Here is a 25,342-nt window from a genome sequence, read left to right on the forward strand (position 1 = left end):
TCGCTCCTCATGCGGTTTTGCTGAACGCTTCGCGGATCAGGGTTTTGGTGAAGCGCAATCTGCCGTCGAACGGCGGTCGGCTGTACTCCTCCGGATCGCGGTGAAGATCGAACTGCGGCGCGTAGCCCTGGCTGAGATAGAGCCTGACCGCTTCCGGCTGGCGAAAGCCCGTCGTCAGGTAGATCTGGCTATAGCCCGCCAGCACCGCCCGGCGCTCAAGCTCCTGCACCACGCGCGCCGCCAGCCCCTGCTGGCGCAGCGTTTTATCGGTCCAGATGCGCTTGATCTCGGCGGTGCGCTCGTCGAACGGTTTGTACGCGCCGGTGGCGATAATGTTCCCGTCCCGCTCCAGCACGATAAACAGCCCCTGCGGCGCCAGGTACCACTCCGTCAGCTCAACCTCCGCGTCCTTAGAGAAATAATCGCCATAGCGCGCCGCGTACTCGCCAAACAGCCCTTCGATGATGGGCTGAAGATCGGCATCTTCCGGTGAAACGTCACGAAATCGATCGCTCATGCTGGCTCCTTAATCGCCCAGGCCCGCCGGGTTAACTTCTGAACTCGGGATGCGCTCAACGCCTTCCCCCCAGCGGTTAAGCACCTTGTCGTAATCCCCGCTCTTGATAACGCCGTTCAGCGCGGTCTGAACCGGCTCAACCAGGCCGCTGCCTTTCTTCAGCGTGACGGCGATATGCGCCGCCTTCGGCCAGCCCCCGTCAACGCTGCCCACCAGTTTAGTTTTCCCGGTGAGCGCCGCTTTCCACGCGCCAATCACGTTCGGACCAAAGTACGCGTCGGCGCGCCCGGACTGGAGCGCCAGGGTTTGGGCGGCATCGTCTTTGGTGTAGACCGGCGTGAACGGCTTGAGCCCTTTTTTGACGTTCTCCTCATTCCACGCCAGCAGGATCGCCTCCTGGTTAGTGCCCGACCCGACGATGATGCGCAGCCCGGCGATGTCTTCCGCCTTCTCAAGCGACTTTATTGGGCTGGTTGATTTCACGTAGAAGCCGAGTGAATCCTTGCGGTAGGTGGCAAAATCAAACTTCTCCTTGCGCGCTTTGGTCACGGTAATGTTGCTGATCGCCGCATCGTATTTCCCGGACGCCACGCCGAGCGGCCAGTCTTCCCACGAGGTCGGCACCACGTTTAGCTCGAGGCCCAGGCTGTCGGCCACCAGGCGAGCCACGTCTACCTCGCTGCCCAGCAGCGTTTTGTTATCATCGGAGAAGACCGTCAGCGGCGGCTGGTTCAGGCCCGCGACGGCAACGGTAAATTTACCCGGCACCGCAAAGCGGTAGTCTTTCGGCAGCTGCGCCACCGCGGCGTCGTTTTTCGCGGCGTTAATCGGCGTTTTATTGGCCTCGATGCTCACGCCGGTGCCGTTGATATTCACGTTCTCTGCCCAGACGGCAGGGGTAAAGGCCAGCGCAAGCGCCAGGAATAGCGATGATTTCTGCATAGCACGCGTCTCTTTTATTGTTGTGTGAACTGATTTTTAGGTTCGTCCAGCCCCAGGCTTTCGCGCAGCGTGGTGCCGGGATACTCGGTGCGGAACAGGCCGCGCGCCTGGAGAACGGGCACCACCTGCTCCACGAAGTGCGGAAAGGCGTCCGGCGTTCCGCCCTGAATAATGAAGCCGTCCGCCGCGTTGCCGTCGAACCAGGCCTGAAGGCCATCCGCCACCTGCTCCGGCGTGCCGGAAAATCGCGGCCGCGGCGACGCGGCTTCCAGCGCCACCTGGCGCAGCGTCAGGCCGCGCTCGCGCGCGCTGCGCTTGATTTCGTCGGTGGTGCTGCGAAAGCTGTTTTGCCCGAGATCGCCGACGTCCGGGAACGGTTCGTCGAGCGGGTACTGGCTAAAGTCGTGATGTTCGAAATAGCGCCCAAGGTAGTTCAGCGCATCGCGAATGGAGACCAGCGCGGCGGTGGTTTGGTACTGGTTTTCAACGTCGTCAGCGTCTTTTCCGACAATAACGCTCACGCCCTGGAAAATATGCAGGTCGGACGCCCTGCGGCCGTGCAGTTCAAGCTGCTGCTTAACGTCGCGATAAAACGCCTGCGCGTCGCCGAGGGTATCGTGATGGGTAAAGATGGCGTCGGCGTGTTTCGCCGCCAGCTTTTTCCCGTCATCGGATGCGCCCGCCTGAAAGACAATCGGACGCCCCTGCGGGGTGCGGCCAATATTCAGCGGCCCGGCCACCTTAAAGAAATCACCGTGATGGTTGAGGGTGTGCAATTTTTCTGCATCAAAAAACTGCCCGCTCTCCTTATTGCGCACGAAGGCATCGCCCTCCCAGGAATCCCACAGCCCTTTCACCACGTCGAGATACTCATCCGCAATGCGGTAGCGCAGCGCGTGCTCCGGGTGTTTATCACGGGAAAAGTTTTTCGCGGAGCCTTCCAGCGGCGACGTCACCACGTTCCAGCCCGCACGGCCGTTGCTCAGGTGATCGAGGCTGGCAAACTGGCGCGCGGTGGTGAACGGCTCGCTGTAGGAGGTGGATAACGTGCCTACCAGCCCCAGGCGCGAAGTAACGCTCGCCAGCGCGGATAATACCGTCAGCGGCTCAAAGCGGTTTAAAAAATGCGGGATCGATTTTTCGTTAATATAAAGACCGTCGGCCACGAAAATAAAATCAAGCTTGCCCTCTTCCGCTTTTCGCGCCGTCTCCTTAACGAAGTCAAAATTTATGCTGGCATCCGCGGCGGCAACGGGATGGCGCCAGGCAGACATATTTCCGGAGGCACCGTGCAAAATGGTCCCCAGCCGCAGTTGACGAGTTGCAGACATATTCACCTCTTCTGAATTAAACGTGCTGTAATGCTTTTTCCGCAAGCCGGGCAAAATAGCGGGCGGCAGGCTCAATTAACGCCTCGTCGGGATTAAACGCCGGATGATGTAACCCAAACGGGCTGGCGCTGCCGATGCTGACAAATGCGCCTGGAATGGACTGGAGATAGACGGCAAAATCTTCGCCGCCCATGTGCAGCTCCGCGCGGCGCGTTTCGTAACCCGACTCGCGGGCAACCGACGTGGCGAAATCCGCCCAGCGCGCGTCATTGACCAGCGCGGTCGGCCCGGCGTACCAGGTGATATCGATTTGCGCGCTAAAGGCGCTGGCAAATCCGGCGGCAATTTCCCCTACCCGCGTCTTGACGTTCTGCTGCACCTCAGTGCGGTGAGTGCGCAGCGTGCCTTCCAGCTCCACGCTTTCCGGCAGCACGTTCCAGGTATTGCCACCCGCGATCCGCGTGACGCTCAGCACGACGGAATCCAGGGTGTTCACGTTGCGGCTGGCGACGCTCTGCAGGGCCGTCACCAGCTGGCTTGCCAGCACGATGGCGTCGTTGCCCTCGTGCGGACGCGCCGCGTGCGCCCCTTTGCCGGTAATGCGGATCGCGAACCGATCGACGTTGGCATAGAACGGTCCGCCGCGCGTGGCAAACTCCCCGACCGGCAGGCCCGGCTCGTTATGCATGCCGAAGATGGCGCTGACGTCGCGCAGCGCCCCGGCGCGCACCAGGCTTTTCGCGCCGCCAAAGTTCTCTTCGGCAGGCTGAAAAAGGATGCGCACGCGCCCGCCAAGCGTCGCCTCGCGGGCCTTAAGCTGCAGCGCCGCGCCGAGGATCACGCTGGTGTGAATATCGTGCCCGCAGGCGTGCATTACGCCGGGCCGCTGCGAGCTAAACGGCACGCCGCTGCGCTCCTCAATCGGCAAGGCGTCAATGTCCGCGCGCAGGGCGATGCGCTTGTCGCCGCTGCCAATCTCCGCGACCACGCCGGTCGCCAGATCGTAGGGCAGCACCTCGATGCCCGCCGCCGTCAGCCACGCGCGCAGGCGGCGGGTGGTCTCAACCTCTTCCCCGGAAAGCTCCGGGTTCTGGTGCAGCTCGCGGCGCCATTCAATCAGCTGTTGAGCGAAACTCATGCGTTCACCTCCCTGCCCAGGCGCGCCTGCGCCAGCAGACGCAGGGACCGTAGCCGCGCCGCGCCTTCGGACACGGGGGTATCGATAATAAATTCATCGATACCCCACCGCTGGTGCAGATCGTCCAGCTGGGCGATGACCGATTCCGCGGTGCCTGACAGCAATGACTGCGCGCGGCGGGCAATGCGCACCGGCTCGCTTTCCGCCTGCCGCGCAAAGGCGTAGGCCTGCTCCTCGCTGGCGACGGTAACGCGCTGCCCGTTTGCCAGCTCAACGCCCCACACTTCAACCCGCTGCGCCAGCGCGTCGGCCTGCTGCGGGGTGTCCGCCACGATGGCCTGTACGGCCACGATTACGTCCCGGGCGCTGTGTTCGCGCCAGGTGCTGATAACGTCCCGAAGCAGCGCCGGATCGCCGTTAAGGTGCGCCGCAAAGACAAAATCCCAGTCCAGGCTTGCCGCGAGCGCCGCGCTTTCAACGCTCGCGCCCAGCAGAAAGCCACGGGCGGGAACCGGCGGCAGCGGCGTGGCGCGAACGGAGGCGTCTTCCGCCTGGTTTTCCGGTCGTATCCAGCCGTCAAGCTGGGCCAGCTGTTCCGCGAAGCTGCCTTTCTCCTGCGGGTTCAGCCCGCGCTGCAGCGCGCGCGTTGAGAGCGGTAGCCCGCCGGGCGCTTTGCCGATGCCCATATCCACCCGTCCCGGCGCGATGGCGGCAAGCAGGTTGAAGTTTTCCGCCACTTTGTAAGGGCTGTAGTGCTGAAGCATCACGCCGCCCGAGCCGACGCGGATGCGCGCGGTCTGGCCGAGGATCCAGGCGATCACCAGTTCCGGCGAAGGGCTCGCCAGCTGAGGAGTATTGTGGTGTTCGGCGATCCAGAAGCGGTGATAGCCCAGCGCCTCCGCCTGCTGCGCCAGGCTAAGCGTGCGCGCCAGCGCGTCGGCTGCCGTTTCATTTTCCGCGACGGGGCTTTTATCCAATATGCTGATTCGCCAGGACATGTTGACATCTCATTTGACTGAACATGTCACCATTATTAGAGGCGGAATTTAGCGGTGAGAAACAATTAATTTACATTTGGTTTGCCGGAAATCAGATATGTAAAACCCTGCACTGAATAAGCCTTAAGGCGCCCGCGCGGCACCGCGGACGCCGTTTAGGCAGAAAACTACGCGTCTGAATACTGCTCGTCGGTGACCTTTTCCAGCCAGTCCACCGGGCTGCCGTTCACCGATTCGGCGATAGCGATGTGCGTCATCGCCGTTTCGGCACTCGCCCCGTGCCAGTGCTTCACGCCGGGCTCAATCCACGCGATATCTCCCGCGTTCAGCGGCTCGGCGACTTTGCCCCACTCCTGCAGCCAGCCGCGCCCCTGGGTGACAATAAGCGTCTGCCCGAGCGGATGGGTGTGCCACGCCGTGCGCGCGCCCGGCTCGAAGGTGACGGTCGCGCCCCCTACCTTTGCCGGCTCGGTGGCCTGAAAAGGCGCATCGATGCGCACCGTGCCCGTGAACCACGCTTCCGGACCGCGCGCTGAAGGCAGTGAACCGTTACGGATAATTTTCATGATGATCTCCTCGTTGACTGATGTACTAACGGTAGCCTAAAGCCATGCTGAGGATTAGAGTGCATAATCAGAATGGAACCATGAGCTAAATTCATAAATGGGGTGAACCATGATGCTCAAAGACAATTTCAACGATCTGCTCTCATTTATGGTCGTCGCCCGCGAGCGCAGCTTCACCCGCGCGGCGGCGCAGCTCTGCGTGTCGCAGTCGGCCCTGAGCCACGCCATGCGCAACCTTGAGGCCAGGCTCGACGTGCGCCTGCTGACCCGGACCACGCGCAGCGTTGCCCCCACCGAGGCGGGGGAAAAGCTGCTGATGCGCCTCGGCCCGCACCTGCTGGAGATTGAACAGGAGCTCGCGGCGCTGCGCGACACCCGCGACCGGCCCGCCGGAAACATACGCATCACGGCGGGCGAACACGCGATGTCCGCGGTGCTCTGGCCGGTGCTCAGGCCCTTTATGGCGCAGTATCCCGATATTAACGTGGAAGTGACGGTGGATAACGGGCTGACGGACATCGTGGACGGACGCTTTGACGCCGGGGTGCGGCTCGGTGAGCAGGTGGCGAAAGACATGATTGCCGTGCGCATCGCGCCGGAAATGCGAATGGCGGTGGTCGGTTCACCCGACTATTTTCAGCGCGCCGGCGTTCCGGAAACGCCAGAGCAACTCGCGCATCACCGCTGCATCAACATGCGGCTGCCGACGCGCGGCGGGCTTTATGCCTGGGAGTTCGAACGCGACGGGCGCGAGCTGCGCGTGCGGGTGGAAGGCCAGCTGACGCTCAACAGCCTGCCCCAGCGCATCGACGCCGCACAATGTGGGCTGGGCCTTGCCTACGTGCCGGAAGATACGGTGCTGGACGCTCTCGCGCAGGGGCTGCTGGTACGCGTGCTGGAAGAGTGGTGCCCGCCGTTTGACGGGTACCATCTTTACTACCCGAGCCGCCGCCAGCACACCAACGCGTTTGCGCTGCTGGTGGAGGCGCTGCGCCACCGCTAGCTTATTTTCCGACCCGCGCCTGAAGGTGCGCCGGGTAGCGTTCGCCGACAACGTCAACGGCCGCCAGCGCCTGGTTGATGTGGCTCATCTCTTCCCGTGACAACGTCACGTTTACCGCGCCGAGGTTCTCATCCAGACGGTGCAGTTTGGTGGTGCCGGGAATGGGCACAATCCACGGCGCTTTCGCCAGCAGCCACGCCAGGGCGATTTGCGCAGGGGTTACGCCCTGCTCCGCGGCCAGGCGCTTAACCGTCTCAACCAGCGCCTGGTTAGCCTGCCGCGACGCTTCGCTAAAGCGCGGGACGACGTTGCGAAAATCGCTACTGTCGAAGGTTGTGCTGGCATCAATCGCGCCGGTCAGGAAGCCTTTGCCTAGCGGGCTGAACGGCACCAGGCCGATGCCTAACTCCTCCAGCAGCGGCAGGATCTGCTGCTCCGGCTGGCGCCACCAGAGCGAATATTCACTCTGCAACGCCGCAACCGGACAAACCGCGTGGGCGCGTCGGATGGATTCCGGCCCCGCTTCGGAGAGGCCAAAATGCTTCACCTTCCCTTCGGCAATAAGATCCGCGACCGTTCCCGCCACGTCCTCCATCGGCACGTCCGGATCCACGCGGTGCTGATAGTAAAGATCGATAACGTCCGTTTTCAGGCGCGCCAGCGACCCTTCCACCGCTGCGCGTATATGCGCAGGCCGGCTGTTGATCGCCTGCCCCGGCTTATCGCAGTCAAACCCAAACTTGGTGGCGATTGTCACCCTGTCGCGCACCGGTGCCAGCGCTTCGCCGACCACCTCTTCATTCAGGTAGGGACCGTACACCTCCGCCGTATCGAAAAAGGTGACTCCCCGATCGACCGCCGCGCGGATAAGCGCGATAGCCTGCTGTTTATCCGCTGCCGGGCCGTAGCCGTGGCTTAGCCCCATGCAGCCCAGGCCGAGCGCTGACACGTCGGGTCCGTTTTTGCCTAATCGTCTCTGTTGCATTGTCCACCTCGTGATGATGTCTCTGGTGGAATGACTTTAGGCGCGTTTGCTTATGAACACTACAGCGCAAAACCGCTTGTCCTTATGAATCCAGCTCATCAATACCCGGGCTAAACGCTTAAGCATAATTGATGATTAAATCATCAATCTGCTGGTGCATTTGCCTACAATTTCGCCGCGATTCAGCGCCCTACAGGCCCCGTCTGCTCTGACCACACGATTAACTTCGACGCGTATCACTTTCACTACGGTTATATTTTGCGTCGATTATCATTTGCAGGTAGGATGCGACGCCATGTTTCGCCTTATCCATACGCAGAATGACTGGAAAGGCAGCATGTGTCTGCGCAGAGGCAATCGTTTGTTTCGCCGCATGCCAGGTACGACTATCACGATAATGGTTCAGACAGGCAAACAGGTAACTCAATGAAAACAAGCAATAAAAGCGCAGCAGATCATCACGCTGCGAAACGTCGCTGGTTGAACTCCCACGAAGAGGGCTACCACAAAGCGATGGGCAACCGTCAGGTACAGATGATTGCCATCGGCGGCGCTATCGGTACGGGTCTGTTTCTCGGCGCGGGCGCTCGCCTGCAGATGGCAGGCCCTGCTCTCGCCCTGGTCTATCTGGTGTGCGGGATCTTCTCTTTCTTCATCCTTCGCGCGCTGGGCGAGCTGGTTTTACACCGTCCTTCCAGCGGCAGCTTCGTCTCCTACGCGCGTGAATTTCTCGGCGAAAAAGCGGCCTACGTTGCGGGCTGGATGTACTTCGTCAACTGGGCAATGACCGGCATTGTTGATATCACCGCCGTCGCCCTGTACATGCACTACTGGGGCGCGTTTGGCGATGTTCCGCAGTGGGTGTTTGCCCTCGGCGCGCTGGCCATCGTCGGGACCATGAACATGATCGGCGTGAAGTGGTTCGCCGAAATGGAGTTCTGGTTCGCGCTGGTAAAAGTGCTGGCGATTGTGATTTTCCTCGTCGTCGGTACGGTGTTCCTCGGCAGCGGTAAGCCGCTCGACGGCAACGCCACCGGCTTCCACCTGATCACCGACAACGGCGGGTTCTTCCCGCACGGCCTGCTGCCTGCGCTGGTGCTGGTTCAGGGCGTCGTGTTTGCCTTTGCCTCTATTGAGCTGGTCGGCACCGCGGCGGGCGAATGTAAAGACCCGCAGACCATGGTGCCAAAAGCGATCAACAGCGTGATCTGGCGTATCGGCCTGTTCTACGTGGGCTCCGTGGTGCTGCTGGTGCTGCTGCTGCCGTGGAACGCCTATCAGGCGGGCCAAAGCCCGTTCGTGACCTTCTTCTCGAAGCTCGGCGTGCCTTACGTTGGCAGCATCATGAACATCGTGGTCCTGACCGCCGCCCTCTCCAGCCTGAACTCCGGCCTCTACTCTACCGGGCGTATTCTGCGCTCGATGTCGATGGGCGGCTCTGCGCCGAAGTTCATGTCGAAGATGAGCAAGCAGCAGGTTCCGTATGCGGGCATCCTCGCGACGCTGGTGGTTTACGTCTTTGGCGTGTTCCTGAACTATCTGGTGCCGTCGCAGGTGTTTGAGATCGTGCTGAACGTGGCCGCGCTGGGCATTATCGCCTCCTGGGCCTTTATCGTGGTTTGCCAGATGCGCCTGCGCAAGGCGATCAAGGAAGGCAAAGCCGCTGAGGTGAGCTTTAAGCTGCCGGGCGCGCCTGTGACCTCCTGGCTGACCCTGCTGTTCCTGCTCAGCGTGCTGGTGCTGATGGCCTTCGATTATCCGAACGGGACCTACACCATCGCGACCATTCCGCTGCTGGCGGTACTGCTGATCGCGGGCTGGTTCGGCGTGCGCAAGCGCGTGAGCGAAATTCACAGCACCGCGCCGGTTCATCATGATGATGACGCGAAAGACGCGCCGCTCGTGGAAGAGACGTCGCGTTAACAAAAAAGCCGGGCGGCGGCTTCGCCTTGCCCGGCCAGTTTTCACTCTTTTGCATGCCCGGCAAGCACTTCACCACCGGGCAGTTCCCCCCTCACAGCGTAATACGAATCACATCATCAGGCTGGGTCGCCTCCTGCTGGCGCGTCGATTTCTGCTTCACCGTCACGTACAGCGTTTTGCCATCCGGAGAAAGCGCCAGGCTGTTCGGATAGACCGGCGCATCGATGGTGCGAGTCACTTTGTAGGTTTTCGCGTCGATAATGCTCACCTTGCCCGCCTCGCGGTGGGTCACGTAAACTTCGTTGCGCGTCGGGTTAAACAGCACGGCCAGCGATTCCGGCGCGGCAATTTTTTCCATCACGCTGCCGTCTTTCAGGCTGACCACCAGCACTTCCGGCTGCTTTGAATCGGTCACAAATGCGCGTTGCCCTGCGGTGTCCAGGCTCAGGTTCAGATAGAAGTGTTCTTTGCCGTCGTCCTGGAGCTTCTTACGGCTCAGGATCGTGTTGGTCGCGGTATCAATGGTCAGCAGCTCGCCGTCGGCGTTGGTGGTGTACAGGCGTTTAGCCTGCGCGTCCAGCGCCAGCCCGGTGCTGTACTTCCCGGTGCTGCCGATGGTGCCCTTGAGTTTTACCGTCGCGCCGTCCACCACCCAAATCACGCTCTCATTGCCGACCCCGGTGATATAGACGGTGTTGGTGGCGTCATCGGCCACCAGCTGGCGCGGCTGCAGCGGCTTCACCGTTTCGCTGCGCTTGCGATCGTCCAGCACCAGGCGGCCCTTCACGTCGCCCGTTTTTGCGTCTATCGCGGTTACCGCGCTGCTGGTGGTATTGCCGAACCACAGCGTTTGGGTGGCTTTATCAAAGGTCGCGCCGAACGGCTTAAGATCGTTATGAATCGCCTGGGTCACTTCCAGCGTGACCGGATCCAGGCGATAAACAACCCCGCCCTTATCAAGTTTACGGCTTTGTGACGTAGCCACCCACAGCGCGTTTTCCTGCTGGCTGACGGCCATTTCATAAGCCCCTTTGCCGACCGCTTTGCGCAGAACCTCTTCTGCGGCGTGGGCCTGGAAGGCACCCGCGAAAAGCAGTGAACCAATAAGCAGGGAGCCCCGCAGGCGCGGCGAACACAGTTGACGTAAAGACATACCAATTCCTTTTCTAAACCAGGGAGAGTACTGCCGACATCGCTTCCAGCGGGCAAAGTCATGGCTTTGCCGCCTTTTTAATGAGAATAGTAATCATTAATGCAATGGATGTGGAGTTTTTTCTTTGCTGATGCTTTACGCATTAACGCAACGTGCGGCTATAGTTTTCAAAACTTTTACAAAACCTTTAACATGTATGCACATGTTCCATTTGGTTCGTTTTATTCCATGGCTGGATCTTTTCATGAAAATCATATCTGCCCGTAGGGCCACGCTCCCCCTGCTGCTGGTTCCCTGCATTATGGCCCCTCTCGCTGCGGTGGGTGCGGAAGAACAAACGATGATCGTAAGCGCCGCGCCGCAAACGATCTCCGAGCTTGATACCCCTGCCGCGGTCAGCGTGGTGAGCGGCGACGATATGCGCCAGGCCGCACCGCGCATTAACCTGTCCGAGTCGCTGGGCAGCGTACCGGGGCTGCAAATTCAGAATCGCCAGAACTACGCTCAGGATTTGCAAATCTCGATGCGCGGATTTGGCGCGCGCTCAACCTTTGGCGTACGCGGGATTCGCATGTACGTGGACGGCATTCCCGCCACCATGCCGGACGGACAGGGTCAAACCTCGAACATTGACCTCTCCAGCTTGGAGAGCGTCGAGGTATTGCGCGGCCCCTTCTCCGCCCTCTACGGCAACGCATCCGGCGGCGTCATCAATATGACGACCCAAACCGGCAAAGAACCGCCGACCGTTGAGGCCAGCAGCTATTACGGCAGCTACGGCACCTGGCGCTACGGCATGAAGGCGACGGGCGCAATGGGCGACGGGACGCACGCGGGCGACGTGGATTACACCGTCTCTACCACTCGCTTCACCACCAAAGGCTACCGCGACCACAGCGGCGCGCGGAAGAACCTCGCCAACGCGAAGCTGGGCGTGCGTATCGACGATGCCAGCAAGCTAACGCTGATCTTCAACAGCGTGGACATGAAGGCCAACGATCCCGGCGGGCTAACCTACCAGGAGTGGCAGGATAACCCGCGCCAGTCTCCTCGCGCGGAGCAATACAACATCCGCAAGACCATTAAGCAGACCCAGGCCGGGCTGCGCTACGATCGCCAGCTTGGCGAGCAGGACGATCTCAGCGTGATGATGTACGCCGGAGAGCGCGAAATGACGCAGTACCAGTCGATTCCGTATCAGCCGCAGCTCAAGCCGACCCACGCGGGCGGCGTGATTGACATGCAGCGCCACTATCAGGGCATTGATACCCGCTGGACGCACCGCGGCGAGCTGCTGGTGCCGGTCACGTTCACCACCGGCCTGAACTACGAAACCATGAGCGAAGACCGCCGCGGGTATGAAAACTTCGTGATGCACGGCGGCGTGCCGGAGTACGGCGTGAAGGGCGACAAGCGCCGCAACGAGCGCAATCTGATGTGGAACGTTGACCCCTATCTGCAAACCCGCTGGCAGCTGACGCAGAAGCTGTCCGTCGATGCGGGCGTACGCTACAGCTCCGTCTGGTTCGACTCGAACGACCACTACGTGACGCCGGGCAACGGTGACGACAGCGGCGACGCGAGCTACCACAAATGGCTCCCGGCCGGTGCCGTGAAGTACGCGATGACCGACGCGTGGAACCTCTACGCGGCTGCCGGACGCGGGTTTGAAACGCCAACCATCAACGAGCTCTCCTACCGTTCGGACGATCGCGGCGGTCTCAACTTTGGCCTTAAGCCCTCCACAAATAATACCTATGAGGTGGGCAGCAAAACGCGCATCGGCAATGGCGTGCTCACCGCGGCGCTGTTCCGCACCGATACGGATGATGAGATTGTCGTCGACAAGAACAAAGACGGCCGCACCAGCTATAAAAATGCCGGTAAAACCCGCCGTCAGGGCGTTGAGGTCTCGCTGGACCAGCAGTTTGCCGAAAGCTGGAAGCTGAAAATGGCGTGGACCTATCTGGACGCGACCTACCGAACCAACGTCTGCCGCACGGGCGACTGCAGCGGCAACCGCATGCCGGGTATTGCGCGCAACATGGGCTTCGCCTCGTTTGGCTGGCAGCCGGAAGAAGGCTGGTACGCCGGAACGGACGTGCGCTACATGAGCGACATTATGGCAAACGACGCAAACACGGCTAAAGCGCCCTCGTACACCGTGGTGGGCCTGAATACGGGCTATAAGTTCAGCTACGGCAACTGGGGCATGGACGTATTTGGCCGCGTTGATAACCTGTTTGACAAAGAGTATGCCGGCTCGGTAATCGTCAACGAATCAAACGGCCGTTATTACGAACCTGCTCCGGGCCGTAACTATGGCGTTGGGATGTCAGTGTCCTATCGCTTTGAATAAGGCGTCTCCCGGCAGCGTTATGCTGCCGGGAGATCCATAATGAAGGGTAACGTTGTATTCAATTAAATCGTCTTAAAGAAATAATTACCGGTGGAAAGCGTTATTAATTCAAATACTGACGCTGCAAAATGACGCTGGATTGATCAATTAACGTATCAATTGCCTTTTGGCTGGCTTCAACATCGCGTTCCTTCAGGGCCGAAAGCAGATCCTCATAATGAGAAATAAGGCATGCAATATCCTGGCGCTCTCTGTGCAAATAATTGGTGCACGGCCCCACGCGGATCCAGAGCTGCTCAATCAGCGCGCTGAGGGTTGGCATCTCGGCATATTGGTAAAGCGTGAAGCGGAAAAGACGTTCAGCATTCAGCGCGTTCTGAATGCTTCCCTTTTCCAGGGCATCAGCAAAACTGGCGGCCAGCTCGCGCAGCGCGTCGAGCTTGCTATCCGTGATGCGCAGGCAGGCTGCGGCAACGGCCATCGGCTCAAGCTGTTTTCTGATGTTGTTAATTTCGTTATAGCGTTCCATCGTGATTTCCGGCACCAAAAAAGCCTGTGCAGGCGTGGCTTGCAGCGCCCCTGCGGAAACCAGCCGCAATAATGCCTCACGGACCGGCGTAATACTGGTCCCTAATTTATCAGCAATTTCTTTTGTGATCAGTCGCGCGCCTGGCTTGAGTGAACCGGTAATTAATGCCCCTTTCAGGCTAAGTTCAACTTGCATAGTCAGACTGACGCGTTGTGCTTTTTCCAAATTTTCTAAATCAAGCATGTTTATTTCCTGTTACTCAATCAAGACGCGGTTCTTTATTTCAGCGTTATTAACGCTAAAACATGAAATATGATGTTTGTTCTTATGCCTGGAATCAAAATTCAGAGCGACACTATTATTTTTATTCCTGCTACCAAACTGCCTGTTTGGTATTCGGTAATGTTTGAACTCAGAGGAACGTTACCGACAGAGAATAGAATATATTATGGCGACGCTTCTCGCCATAACATATAACAATACCTGCCATTAATGGATGTAATACCTAGACTAGGCGACGCGAATCACCACCTTGCCGAAGTTCTTCCCTTCAAGCAAGCCGATGAGCGTCTCAGGGGCTTTTTCGAGCCCGTCGGTGACCTGTTCCCGATAGTGGATTTTGCCTTCGCTTACCCAGCCACCCATCTCCTTCTGGAACTCGTCGATGCGGTGCCCGTAATCCTGGCCAATGATAAAGCCCTGCATACGGATGCGCTTTTTCAGAAGGGTTGCCATCAGGAGCGGCAGGCGATCCGGTCCGTCCGGCAGGCCCGTCGCATTATAGCCGCTGACCAGCCCGCACACCGGAACGCGCGCAGAGGTGTTCAGCAGCGGCAGCACGGCGTCAAAGACCTTGCCGCCGACGTTCTCATAGTAGATATCAATACCGTGCGGGCAGGCCTCAGCCAGCTGCGCCGCGAAGTCTTCGGCGCGATGATCGATGCAGGCGTCAAACCCCAGCACCTCAACGGCGTGACGGCACTTCTCTGCACCTCCCGCGACCCCGACAACCCGGCAGCCCTTAATCTTACCGATCTGCCCAACCGTTGCGCCAACCGGGCCGGTCGCCGCCGCAACGACCAGCGTTTCGCCCGCTTTCGGCTGGCCGATATCCAACAGCCCCATGTACGCGGTAAAGCCCGGCATCCCGAGGATCCCCAGCGCCCAGGACGGATGCGCGGGGTTGTCGCCAAGCTTGACCAGGCCGCTGCCGTCGGAAAGATCGTAATCCTGCCAGCCGCTGTAGCCCAACACCCACTCACCTTCCTTAAAGTCCGGATGATGAGACGTTTCGACCCGGCTGACCGTGCCCCCCACCATCACCCCACCCAGCTCCACGGGCGGCGAGTAGGATGGCTCATCGCTCATCCGGCCGCGCATGTAAGGGTCGAGCGACAGCCATACCGTGCGCAGCAGGATCTGCCCCTCTGCGGGCGTGGGGATCGGCTGTTCTTCAAGACGAAAATTATCCGCCACCGGGGCGCCGTGCGGTCGCGAGGCCAGCACCCAGCGGCGGTTTTGCGTGGAAGATTGACTCATCGTTCGCTCCTTTTTATGCAAATGTCATTAGAGCCTAGTCATTTATCACGCAAACTGCTTTAGCATTACGAGCCGGACTGATTAAGCCTCACCACCAGATAGACGCACGGGGCATCCGTTTGATTAATAAACCGGCAGTCATTGGGCGGCCCCAGCTCCAGGCAATCTCCGGCCTGCATCTCGTGGCGAGTGTCGCCCTCCTGAAACACCAGCTCGCCGGACTGCAGCCAGATCAGCTGGCGCGCCAGCGCATAGGATGAAGCCGGCATCGGCACGTCGCTGCCGGGCGGAAGCTCAACCTGCACAAGGTCGATAGGAAGATCGGTTCGCGGGGATACGTGGCGGCGAAGGTAGTGCGACTGCGGATCGCGCCAGACGGGCTGGTTCGCCCGCCGCAGCAGTTTCCCCTCCTGCATTTCCGCGCGGGCAATCAGCGTCGACATGCTGATGCCAAACGCGCCGGATAGCCTCGCGAGCAGGGTCGCCGTCGGGCTGCTGTCCCCGCGCTCAATTTTGTGGATCATGGCGCGCGAAACGCCCGCCCGCTCGGCCAGCTCGCTTAAAGACCAGCCGCGCGACTCGCGCTCAATGCGGATCCGGGCGCTGATCCGTTGGTTCATAGTGTCGGTTATCGTATTCATAGCGCTACACTATAGTGTAATATCGTGACAGATGCGTAATACTATAGTGAACAACACAGCCAGAGGTTAGCGATGATTATCCGTCATGCCAGCAAAGAAGATTGCGCCGCCATCGGTGAAATATACAACCACGCGGTGCTCCACACCGCGGCTATCTGGAACGATAAAACCGTCGATACCGATAACCGCATCGCCTGGTATGAAGCGCGAACGCTTGCGGGCTTTCCGGTGCTGGTGAGCGAGGAGGACGGCGCGGTAACGGGATACGCCTCCTTTGGCGACTGGCGCGCGTTTGACGGGTTTCGCCACACGGTTGAACACTCGGTCTATGTTCACCCTGACCATCAGGGCAAAGGCATCGGCAGGCAGCTGATGAAGGCGCTAATCGTCGAGGCGCGCAGGTTAGGCAAACACGTCATGGTGGCCGGGATCGAAACGCAAAACCGCGCCTCCATTCACCTGCATGAAACGCTCGGCTTTATCACCACCGGACAAATGCCGCAGGTTGGCACCAAGTTCGGCCGCTGGCTGGATTTAACCTTCATGCAGCTGCAGCTTGACGAGCGCAGCGAGCCGGACGCCCGGCCATGAACCAGTCGTTAACCCTGGCGTTTCTCGTCGCCGCGGGCATTGGCCTGGTGGTACAAAACACGCTGATGGTGCGAATTACCCAATCCTCTTCCACGATCCTGATCGCGATGCTGCTTAACTCGCTGGTGGGTATTGTGCTGTTCGTCAGCATTTTGCTTATCAAGCAGGGCGTTAGCGGCTTCCATGAGCTGGCGTCCACGGTGCGCTGGTGGACGTTGATCCCAGGCCTGCTGGGCTCATTTTTCGTGTTTGCCAGCATCAGCGGGTATCAGAACGTGGGCGCGGCCACCACGATCGCCGTGCTGGTCGCCAGCCAGCTGATTGGCGGGCTGGCGTTGGATATTCTCAGAAGCCACGGCATTCCGCTGCGCGCGCTGGTTGGCCCCGTTTGCGGCGCGGTGATGCTGGTGGTGGGTGCCTGGCTGGTGGCGCGCAGGCAGTTCTAGAGGATCGTGCCGCCCTTCGTCAGCTGCTCGTGGCGCGCCTCCTCTTCTTCCCTGTGCTGCTTGCCGTGGTGGGAAATGGCGGTACGCAGGCGCTGCTGCTGGGTATAGCGATCGTCACGGCTGAGCGCGGCATCATCGCTCAGCTCAATCAGCAGCTCGTTCATGTGGCTAATCACGCCCTCGTCGATGGCGGCATCAACGCGGGAGATAACATCGCTTAAATGTGACATTGTCACTCCTTGTAGATTGCCCGGCAGCGCAGCGCCACCGGGCATAGGATCAGTTCCGCTTCGCTTTCGAGAAATCGCTGCCCATCAGGCTTACGCTATAGCCGGACACGTTGCTGCGCGTGGCATAGAACGTTTTGCCGTTCGCCAGGGCGATCCACGGGGCCTGCTGGTAGAAAATCGCCTGCGCCTGGCCGTACAGCTTCGCGCGGTCCGCTGGCGTGCTGGTCAGCTTCGCTTTTTTCACCAGCTCATCATACCCTTTATCGCACCAGCGCGCGGCGTTCGAGCCGGTTTTAATGCTGTCGCAGCCCAGCAGCACGTCGGCAAAGTTATCCGGGTCGCCGTTGTCGGACATCCAGCCAAACAGCGCGGTGTCGTGCTCGCCCTTGCGCATGCCGGAGAGGTATTCACCCCACTCGTAGGACACGATTTTCGCCTTCACGCCCACCTTCGCCCAGTCGCTCTGGATCATCTCCGCAATGCGGCGCGAGTTCGGGTTATACGGACGCTGCACCGGCATCGACCACAGGGTGACTTCCACCCCCTTCTCCAGCCCCGCCTGCTTCAGCAGCGCTTTCGCTTTTTCCGGATCGTATTCGTAGTCTTTTAGCTCTTTGTTGAAGCCCAGCATGTTCGGCGGGATCGGGGATTTCGCCACCGTGCCGGAGCCCATAAATACCGCGTTCACGATGGCCTTTTTGTCGGTGGCATAGTTCAGCGCCTGGCGCACCAGCACGTTATCAAACGGCTTTTTCTCGGTGTTAAACGCCAGATAGCCGACGTTAAGCGCGTCGACGGAGTGCAGCGTCAGATCCTTGTTTTTCTTGATAACGTCAAACTGGACCGGCGACGGCGCGGGGATAATCTGACACTCGTTGGTCTGCAGCTTCGCCAGCCGCGTCTCCACGTTCGGCGTGATGGAGAAGATAAGGTGCTTCGTCGGCACCTCGCCGTCCCAGTAGTTCGGGTTCGCTACGTAGCGAATCAGCGAGTCCACCTTGTACTGCTGGAGCACGTACGGGCCGGTGCCGATTGGCCAGGTATCGACGTTCTCCGGCGTGCCCTTTTTCAGCATCGCGTCGCCGTATTCCGCCGAAAGAATGGACGCAAAATCCATCCCCCAGTCGGCCAGGAACGCGGCGTTAGGTTCGCTGAGGGTGAACTGGACGTGATAATCGTCGATCTTCTTAACGTCCTGAATCAGCTTGTCCAGCCCCACGTCGTTAAAATACTCATAGTTACCCTGCGAAACGGCGTGGTACGGATGCTTAGGGTCTTTCTGACGCATCACGGAGAAAATAACGTCGTCGGCGTTAAAATCACGCGTCGGCTTGAAGAATTTATTGCTGTTGAATTTCACCCCTTTGCGCAGCGCAAAGGTATAGGTTTTGCCGTCCGGCGAAATGGTCCAGGATTCCGCCAGCGACGGCACCGGCGTATTTTTCACCGGGTCAAAGTTGATCAGCCGGTTATAAAGCACCTGCGAGCTGGCCACGAAAGACGGGCCGGAGCTGGCGATTTGCGGGTTGAATGATTCAGGCGAGGCTTCAGAGCAGTAAATGAGGGTATCGTTATTTGCTGCCAGCGCAGCGCTTGCCGGTAGAAGTGTGCTCAGCGCAAGCGCGAGCAGCGTTTTCCCTGTAGACATGGTTATAACCCTTTCGGTTTTATTATTCAGCAAGGTAATAACAGCACAGCCGTTTTGGCCTGGCAAATAACGAAACACTATCAGGTTATTCTAAAGACGCATTTTCCGCTGATTTTTCCACCCGCTCGCAAACGCGGATTTGCCTTAAGTGCCGTTATGCGTCAAGCACAACCGTCGCGATCTATGCCCTAAGAAATCGGCGATTTGTACGTCTCTTCATCCATTTGTTTGCCTCCCGGTTTCGTTAAAGTAACGGCGTGAAGAAGTCTATGGGAACAGATCGTGGCAAAAACACTTTTACGAAGCGGTAATCTGGATGATTTTCAGGCCGTTGGCGGCGGCGGACAGGCCGTTTTTGAATCAGCGCTGCAAATCCGTGAGGCTCTCCGGCTGCGCAAACAGCAGGCAATTGTCGATTGTCTGGCCATTCCACAGGTGAACGACGGCGGCGATCGCGTTGACTGGTACTCCCCCGTTGACGGACAGGTCAGCACCTGGAAAGCCGCAGACGAAGACGCGCGCGTTCGCGCCCTGAGCTATCTGGAAAATACCCTCGCCAGCGTTGAATCGCTGAGTAAAAAATGTCTTCAGTCCCCGAAAACCTCGCAGCAGCTGTTTGGCTCGCTGCTGTCGAAAGCGTTCCAGTTCCCCGGTGAAAACTTCCTGTACCTGGTTGATGGCAAGCCCGTCCTCTGCTTCTGGGGCTTTGTGAATCTTAACGAGAACGCGCGCGATGACGTTCTCGACTGCCTGCGAGAATCGCTGTTCCCCGAGCCCGCGCCCGTGCTTATCGAAGCGCCTGAACCGGAGCCCGCGCCTGCGCCGGACCCTATTGTCACCTTTGAAAGGGGCGATGAGCCGCTTATCGCCCCCGCGACGCCTGCGGCCTCGGTACGCATTACCGTAGACGATCTCTATACGCCCGAGCCGCTGCCCGCACCGGCTCCGACGATGGACGAACCGGCAGAGGCACCCGCGGTGGCCGCTAAAAAACGCCGCGTGGCGCTGTGGGCGCTGCCCGCTGCTGCCGTCATCGTCGCCGCGGTCGCCGCCCCGCTGCTCTGGCCTAAGGATGCCCCTTCGGCGGAATCTGCGCCCGCAGCCGCTGCCGTCGCCGCACCGGTGGCGATTGCGCCTCAGCCCGTTAAGGTTGTCGAACCGCTGGCGATGACGCTGCCGCTGCACAAGGCCGAGGTGGTTGAGCCGAAGGCTAAAGCGCCGGCGCCTTCTGCGGAACCGGTGGTCATTGCCGCGATCCCCAAAGATGCGATGGTGATGGACGCGGGCCAGGTTAAGGCGGGCTCAACCCGCTTCCTGAACGGCACCTGGCGCGCCGTGCTGGACGTCAAAGATCCGATTACCGGAAAGCCGCCGTCGGTGCGCTACCAGATTCAGAATAACAAAGGCACCGCCCGCGTGGTGCACGGCGACAACGTTGTCTGCCGCGCCGAGGTTTTCTCGGGCCTGCACAGCAGCGGCGAGCTGCTGATTAAAAGCCGCGGCAACGCGCGCTGCGTGGATGGGTCGCGTTACCCGATGCCGGAAGTGTCGTGCAGGGCCGGGACCAGCGATATCGCGCAATGCACCGCCCGCTATGATGCCAACACCGTTGTTCCCCTGACGTTCAAGAAAGCAGGTGCCTGATCCTATGCTGGTAAATCTTTGCGACTATAAACAGAGCGTCACGCTCATTGCCAACAGCGGCGTACAGTTTCTTGATTTTGGCCTCACGCCTCAGGACACCGCCAGCAACGGCCGCTTCGTGCGTAAAACCGCCAATGGCCCGCTGCTGCGCCTGGATTACGATCTGGTAAACAACCGCTACACCCTTCCGGCCACGGAGGGCAGCCAGGCGGAAGTGGTGAAGCCCGAAAGCACGATCCCGCTGCACCACTCGCTGACGGTGCTGGACGGCGTCTGGCTTCCCGTTCCCTTCCTGCGCTTTAACCCGCCGCGCACCTTTGTCGACGGCCCGGACAACTGGGCGCGCGTGCAGGTGCGCAGGCTGGAGGCGCCGGACGGTGCCGGGAATACGCACCGCGTGACGCTCGCGCTCGATAGCCAGATTGCCGACCATGCCACCGGCGATCTCTCCCCCGTCGCCAACGATATTCTCAACGGCACCCGCTTTGCGCTCGCCTGGCGCGACGGCGAAGTGGAAAACTTCCTCGACCAGACGTGGATCGACGGCTGGCTGCGCGAGGCCTTCACCCACTACGCCGCGGACGTTGAGCATCGCTCCGAGCGCGACCTGCACCAGGCGATGCGCGGCTTTGAGTACCAGGCACACTGGCTGAACATCCTGTCGATGCTCGGCGAGCAGCTCACCGTGCCGGAAGTGAAATTTGTCACCCATACGCTCAGCACCCCGGCGATTCCGGTCGATCTGATCCTCGACGTGGGCAACACCCATACCTGCGGCGTGATTATTGAAGATCACGGGGATGCGAACGACGGCCTGCGCCAGACCGCCGAGCTTCAGGTGCGTTCCCTGAGCGAGCCGCAGTTCCTCAACGAGCCACTGTTTACCAGCCGCCTCGAGTTCTCAGAAGCCCGCTTCGGCAAGCAGCACTTCTCCGTGGAGAGCGGCCGCGAGGATGCCTTTGTCTGGCCCTCCATCGTTCGCGTCGGCGACGAGGCGCGCAAGCTGGCCACGCAGCGTCTGGGCACGGAAGGCAACAGCGGCATTTCCAGCCCGCGCCGCTACCTGTGGGATGAAACGCCGGTGGTCCAGGACTGGCGCTTCAGCCAGATGAACGGCAAAACCCAGCGCGAGCCGCTGGCGACCGCGTTCCCGCTGATGAACCTGATGAACGACGACGGCGAGCCGCTCTTTACCCTGCCGCAGGACGAGCGCCTGCCGGTCTTCTCACCGCAGTACAGCCGCAGCACGCTGATGACGCACATGCTGTGCGAGCTGCTGGCGCAGGCGCTGGGGCAGATCAACAGCGTCGCCACCCGCCTGCGCCTCGGCTTTCCGGCCTCGCCGCGACAGCTGCGCACGCTGATCCTGACGCTCCCGTCGGCGATGCCGAAACAGGAGCGCGAGATCTTCCGCCGCCGCATGTTCGAGGCGATTGCCATCGTCTGGAAAGCGATGGGCTGGCACCCGCAGGACGAGGATTTTGCCACCCGCAAGCAGCAGGAAAAAAGCGTGGTGCCGGTACCTGAGATCCAGATGGAGTGGGACGAAGCCAGCTGCGGCCAGCTGGTCTGGCTCTATAACGAAGCCATTTCCCACTTCGGCGGCCAGACGGAAGCCTTTTTTGCCTCCCTCGCCCGCCCGGACCGCGAGCCTGAGCCCGGCGTGCAGCCCGGGCGCGCGCTGCGCGTCGCCTCTATCGACATCGGCGGCGGCACGACGGACATGGCGATCACCCACTACCAGCTGGACGACGGCTCCGGCAACAACGTCAAAATCACTCCGCAGCTGCTGTTCCGCGAAGGGTTTAAGGTGGCAGGCGACGACATGCTCCTCGACGTGATCCAGCGCTACGTGCTCCCCGCGCTGCAAACCCAGCTGCAAAAATCCGGCATCGCCGACGCGTCTCTGCTGATGGCGTCCCTGTTTGGCGATTCGGGCCGCATCGATACCCAGGCGGTGCTGCGCCAGCAAACGGCGCTGCAGCTCTTTATGCCGATCGGCCATGCGATCCTGTCGGCCTGGGAAGCCAGCGACGTGGACGATCCGCTTGCCGGGCTGCACGCCACCTTTGGCGATTTGCTGACAGGCAGGCCGACCCGCAACGTGATGAACTACCTCCAGCAGGCGATCGATCACGCGCTGCCCGCCGGGTCCGACGCGTTCGACCTCTTCGCCGTGCCGGTTCAGGTCAGCTTCCGCGAGATGCAGGACGCGATGCTGGCCGGGCAGTTTACGCTGACCGCGCCGCTGCACGCGGTATGCGAAGCCATATCCCACTACGGCTGCGATATCCTGCTGATTACCGGCCGCCCCGGCTGCCTGCCGGGCGTGCAGGCGTTGATTCGCCACCTGCAGCCGGTGCCCGTTAACCGCATCGTCTGGCTCGATAAATATCAGGTCCATGAATGGTATCCGTTCAGCCAGCAGGGGCGCATCGGTAACCCGAAATCCACCGCCGCCGTGGGCGCGATGCTGTGCAGCCTGGCGCTGGATCTGCGCCTGCCGCGCTTCAACTTTAAGGCGGCGGATATTGGCGCTTACTCCACCGTGCGCTATCTGGGCGTGCTCGATAATACGGTGAATACCCTGCGGGATGAAAACGTCTGGTATCAGGATATCGATCTGGACAAGCCGGGCGCGAAGCTCGACGCGCGCCTGCACTTCCCGCTGCGCGGCAACGTCACGCTCGGCTTCCGCCAGCTGGAGAACGCCCGCTGGCCCGCGACGCCGCTTTACACCCTCAGCATCAACTCCGCCGAGCTGGCGAAGGCGATCGCCGGTGACGGCGTGCTTAACGTTCGGCTGAAGCTTTGCGGCGGCAGCAGGCAGGAAGGACCTGAAGCCTTCGAACTGAGCGACGCCTGGCTGCAGGACGGTACCCCGGTCCCGCCGGACGCCCTGACCTTTAAACTGAATACTTTGGCCGATCGCCGCCACAGCGGCAGCCACTACTGGATCGACAGCGGGAGCGTATACCTGAAATGAGTGCGACGATGACCACCACCCGGGCCCTGATCGGGTGGATTAACGAGACGCGACAGCACGCTCCAATGCTGGATAACGACGCCGATGCCCTGCTGGCACGGATTACGTCCCTACAGGCGCGCGAAGAGGCAATCGAACGCGCGCTTGCCGGGCGCAGCGCAATTGGCCTGTACGGCCACGCCCAGGCGGCGAAAGCCCACCTGCTCTCTACGCTTTGCGGGAGCGGCAGCGGACGCTTAAACGTCGCGCTGGGGCAGCGAACCTTCGACTACTTCTCGCACGTCAATCCCGGGCACGCGGCGACGAATATGGCGATTCGCTTCAGCACCGCGCAAGCTGACGTTACCGACGATGCGTTTCCCCTGCGCCTGCGCCTGATAACCGAGGCGGAGCTGGTGCAGCTGTTTATCGCCCGCACCGCGCTTCACCCGCAGATCCGCCCGGTTGAAAAATCGGTGGTGGAAAGCCGTCTGGAAAAATGGCGCGCGCTGCGCCAGCCGCAGGGCGTGCCGGGGATGACGGCCCGGGAGGTTGGCGCGATTGCCCGCTTCTGGCAAAGTTTGGTGCCCGCCGCCCGCCAGCAAATTGACGATGTGCTGTGGCACCAGCTGGCGCAGCTGGTGCCGTCATTGGATCTCAGCTCCCGCGCCAGCGTCTGGTCGCTGCTGTGGGGCGAACAGCAGGAACTGACCCAGCAGTGGCTGAAGCTGGCGCACGTGCTGCATCAGACCAGCCACGCGCAGGAGCTAGCCGCCCCGCTCAGCCTGCTGGTCGATAATTTTGGCCTGCCGGGAGAAGGCTTCCTGACGCAGGGAGAGTTCGAATCGGATCGGGCACAGGCGTTCCTGCTTCACCCGCTGAACAACGGCGACATGCTTAACGCCGTCAGCATCCCGGTGGACGTGCTGGCGTTTCTGACGCGCGAGCTGGTTCTGCCGGTCGAAAGCTGCGTTCTGGACACGGTTGATATCATTGATATTCCTGCATTAACTGACGATAGCGCGCCGCTGCTGGCGCAGGCCAAGAGCCAGTGGCTGCTGGAGCATTACCGCCAGCAGCTCCAGCCGGACGTGCTGGTTATCTGTAACGCCACCGCCAGGCCGGAGCAGACGACCAAAACGGCAAAAGCGCTGCTCAACTGGGCCAAAGAGACGCAGCCGGCGGAAGAGGCGGCCCTGCCGGGCCTGGTGTGGGCAATCACCCCGCAGGACGCGCGGTTCTCCACCAAACGCAATCTCGACGAGGCCGTGCAGCAGCTGTTAGGCCATCCCGGCGCGCGCTGGGGCACCCTGCAGGCGCTGGACAGCCACAGCCTGCAGCGCGTTATCGAGTGGCTTTCCCAGGCCACGCTGCCCGCGCTGCGCCAGAAGCGGCTACAGACGCTGAAATCGAATCTGCGTCTCGAGCTTTCCACGCTGATGCAGCCGTGGACTGCGCCCCTGACGCAAACCCCGGAAGCGCAACGCGCGCAGGCCGAAAGCATGGTGCGGGCCCTGCAGGGCTGCGCGTCGCGCCACGGTGAAATACTTGAAGGGCTTCTGCCGCCGATGAAGGCGTTTGAGACGCTGCTCGCCTTCCAGCAGCCGCGCGAGGAGCACGTCAGCGGGCTGTTTACCGACGTGATTGACCTGTTTGCCGATAGCGCAGCGGACGCGCCCGGCGCGCCGCAGACCAAAGATAAGGCCCGCCTGGCGCACGGCGTGTGGATCAACCATCTTCGCCAGTGGAGCCGCAGCGACGCCGCCGCAGCCCGCTTAGGCCTGGACGCCGCAACGCTCCAGCAGATTGCCGACGTTTTGGTAACGGCAAGCTACCGGCTGGATCTGGTCCAGCAGCTGCGGCGCATCGTTGAGGCAGACAAAAGCAGCGCGGCGCAGCTGCACGCGGTGATGGGGAACTTTATCGGCTGGCTGGGCTACGAGCAGACGCCGGTGGAGCAGCGCCCCGCCAGCCGCGTGCGTAAAGGCCAGGCGATCTTCGTCACGCCGATTGTCAGCAGCGCCTCACCGCGCCTGACGCGCCTGGGCGAGCAGCCGGTACACGCGGCGACGAGCTATGTTTACGACTGGCTGGTCGCGCTCTACACCCGCGCGATTGAGAATATCGATTATCAGCACCCGCACGACGTGCAGCCCGCCGCACGCAAGGCTCTAAGCGCGATATTGCGCTGAAG

19 protein-coding genes and 1 pseudogene are annotated in these 25,342 nt (G+C 60.8%); 8 read left to right on the forward strand and 12 right to left on the reverse strand.

Annotated features, from left to right (window positions below; all coding sequences use genetic code 11):
* Positions 1-7: 7 nt before the first annotated feature.
* The 5 genes and pseudogenes from DBY73_RS05010 to DBY73_RS05035 all read right to left on the reverse strand — a co-directional run bounded on the left by DBY73_RS05010 (position 8) and on the right by DBY73_RS05035 (position 5,492).
* Positions 8-517 (reverse strand): GNAT family N-acetyltransferase, encoded by a 510-nt coding sequence (locus DBY73_RS05010; protein ID WP_112010095.1) that lies wholly within the window; start codon positions 515-517, stop codon positions 8-10.
* A gap of 9 nt (positions 518-526) precedes the next feature.
* Positions 527-2,790: pseudogene (locus DBY73_RS22280) on the reverse strand (NtaA/DmoA family FMN-dependent monooxygenase).
* A gap of 16 nt (positions 2,791-2,806) precedes the next feature.
* Positions 2,807-3,928: an amidohydrolase gene (locus tag DBY73_RS05025; protein ID WP_112010098.1), complete on the reverse strand. Its 1,122-nt coding sequence runs from the start codon at positions 3,926-3,928 to the stop codon at positions 2,807-2,809.
* A complete protein-coding gene (locus tag DBY73_RS05030) occupies positions 3,925-4,926 on the reverse strand; it encodes an LLM class flavin-dependent oxidoreductase (protein ID WP_112010099.1) in 1,002 nt (333 codons plus the stop codon). Before DBY73_RS05030 ends, DBY73_RS05025 begins: the two co-directional genes overlap by 4 nt.
* Positions 4,927-5,093: 167 nt before the next feature.
* The gene (locus tag DBY73_RS05035) at positions 5,094-5,492 is read right to left on the reverse strand and encodes a cupin domain-containing protein (RefSeq protein WP_112010100.1); all 399 of its coding nucleotides are present in this window, start codon (positions 5,490-5,492) and stop codon (positions 5,094-5,096) included.
* Positions 5,493-5,604: 112 nt separating this feature from the next.
* Between DBY73_RS05035 and DBY73_RS05040 the strand changes: the two genes are divergently transcribed.
* A complete protein-coding gene (locus tag DBY73_RS05040; RefSeq protein WP_112010167.1) occupies positions 5,605-6,495 on the forward strand; it encodes a LysR family transcriptional regulator in 891 nt (296 codons plus the stop codon).
* Between the two features lies 1 nt (position 6,496).
* On the opposite strand, the gene DBY73_RS05045 is transcribed toward DBY73_RS05040, so the two are convergent.
* Positions 6,497-7,480 (reverse strand): aldo/keto reductase, encoded by a 984-nt coding sequence (locus DBY73_RS05045; RefSeq protein ID WP_112010101.1) that lies wholly within the window; start codon positions 7,478-7,480, stop codon positions 6,497-6,499.
* A 426-nt stretch (positions 7,481-7,906) separates the two neighbouring features.
* On the opposite strand from DBY73_RS05045, the gene ansP reads away from it, so the two are divergent.
* Positions 7,907-9,403: an L-asparagine permease gene (ansP, locus tag DBY73_RS05050; protein WP_112010102.1), complete on the forward strand. Its 1,497-nt coding sequence runs from the start codon at positions 7,907-7,909 to the stop codon at positions 9,401-9,403.
* A 91-nt stretch (positions 9,404-9,494) separates the two neighbouring features.
* Here ansP and DBY73_RS05055 read toward each other — a convergent pair whose 3' ends face one another.
* Entirely contained in the window at positions 9,495-10,556 is a 1,062-nt protein-coding gene (locus DBY73_RS05055; protein ID WP_112010103.1) for a YncE family protein, read from the reverse strand.
* Positions 10,557-10,800: 244 nt separating this feature from the next.
* On the opposite strand from DBY73_RS05055, the gene pqqU reads away from it, so the two are divergent.
* A complete protein-coding gene (pqqU, locus tag DBY73_RS05060; protein ID WP_112010168.1) occupies positions 10,801-12,915 on the forward strand; it encodes a TonB-dependent receptor PqqU in 2,115 nt (704 codons plus the stop codon).
* Between the two features lie 103 nt (positions 12,916-13,018).
* Here the strand turns inward: pqqU and DBY73_RS05065 are convergent, their stop codons facing one another.
* The 3 genes from DBY73_RS05065 to DBY73_RS05075 all read right to left on the reverse strand — a co-directional run bounded on the left by DBY73_RS05065 (position 13,019) and on the right by DBY73_RS05075 (position 15,624).
* On the reverse strand, positions 13,019-13,687 hold the full coding sequence (locus DBY73_RS05065) for a GntR family transcriptional regulator (RefSeq protein WP_112010104.1): 669 nt from the start codon (positions 13,685-13,687) through the stop codon (positions 13,019-13,021).
* Positions 13,688-13,954: 267 nt separating this feature from the next.
* Positions 13,955-14,983 (reverse strand): NADP-dependent oxidoreductase, encoded by a 1,029-nt coding sequence (locus DBY73_RS05070; protein ID WP_112010105.1) that lies wholly within the window; start codon positions 14,981-14,983, stop codon positions 13,955-13,957.
* Positions 14,984-15,048: 65 nt separating this feature from the next.
* Positions 15,049-15,624 carry a helix-turn-helix domain-containing protein gene (locus DBY73_RS05075; protein ID WP_112010106.1) on the reverse strand — a complete coding sequence of 192 codons (576 nt, stop codon included), beginning with the start codon at positions 15,622-15,624 and terminating at the stop codon, positions 15,049-15,051.
* A gap of 72 nt (positions 15,625-15,696) precedes the next feature.
* On the opposite strand from DBY73_RS05075, the gene mddA reads away from it, so the two are divergent.
* Positions 15,697-16,215 (forward strand): L-methionine sulfoximine/L-methionine sulfone acetyltransferase, encoded by a 519-nt coding sequence (mddA, locus tag DBY73_RS05080; protein WP_112010107.1) that lies wholly within the window; start codon positions 15,697-15,699, stop codon positions 16,213-16,215.
* The gene (locus DBY73_RS05085; RefSeq protein ID WP_112010108.1) at positions 16,212-16,661 is read left to right on the forward strand and encodes a DMT family transporter; all 450 of its coding nucleotides are present in this window, start codon (positions 16,212-16,214) and stop codon (positions 16,659-16,661) included. The genes mddA and DBY73_RS05085 overlap by 4 nt, the downstream gene beginning before the upstream one ends.
* Here DBY73_RS05085 and DBY73_RS05090 read toward each other — a convergent pair.
* Both DBY73_RS05090 and DBY73_RS05095 read right to left on the reverse strand, forming a co-directional pair.
* Positions 16,658-16,891, reverse strand: a complete 234-nt coding sequence (locus DBY73_RS05090; RefSeq protein WP_112010109.1) for a DUF2526 family protein — start codon at positions 16,889-16,891, stop codon at positions 16,658-16,660. The genes DBY73_RS05085 and DBY73_RS05090 overlap by 4 nt on opposite strands.
* 49 nt (positions 16,892-16,940) lie before the next feature.
* Positions 16,941-18,539: an ABC transporter substrate-binding protein gene (locus DBY73_RS05095; RefSeq protein ID WP_112010110.1), complete on the reverse strand. Its 1,599-nt coding sequence runs from the start codon at positions 18,537-18,539 to the stop codon at positions 16,941-16,943.
* 282 nt (positions 18,540-18,821) lie between these two features.
* On the opposite strand from DBY73_RS05095, the gene DBY73_RS05100 reads away from it, so the two are divergent.
* From DBY73_RS05100 to DBY73_RS05110, 3 genes are read left to right on the forward strand one after another with little or no spacing between them, the layout of a single operon-like run.
* A complete protein-coding gene (locus DBY73_RS05100; RefSeq protein ID WP_112010111.1) occupies positions 18,822-20,183 on the forward strand; it encodes an SrfA family protein in 1,362 nt (453 codons plus the stop codon).
* Positions 20,184-20,187: 4 nt separating this feature from the next.
* Positions 20,188-23,169 carry a virulence factor SrfB gene (locus tag DBY73_RS05105; protein ID WP_112010112.1) on the forward strand — a complete coding sequence of 994 codons (2,982 nt, stop codon included), beginning with the start codon at positions 20,188-20,190 and terminating at the stop codon, positions 23,167-23,169.
* Complete coding sequence (locus tag DBY73_RS05110; protein ID WP_112010113.1) at positions 23,166-25,340, forward strand: virulence factor SrfC family protein; 2,175 nt, start codon at positions 23,166-23,168, stop codon at positions 25,338-25,340. Before DBY73_RS05105 ends, DBY73_RS05110 begins: the two co-directional genes overlap by 4 nt.
* Positions 25,341-25,342: the final 2 nt, after the last annotated feature.

The sequence above is a fragment of the Enterobacter sp. RIT418 genome, from assembly GCF_003057745.1.
In the GTDB taxonomy this organism is placed as follows: domain Bacteria; phylum Pseudomonadota; class Gammaproteobacteria; order Enterobacterales; family Enterobacteriaceae; genus Enterobacter.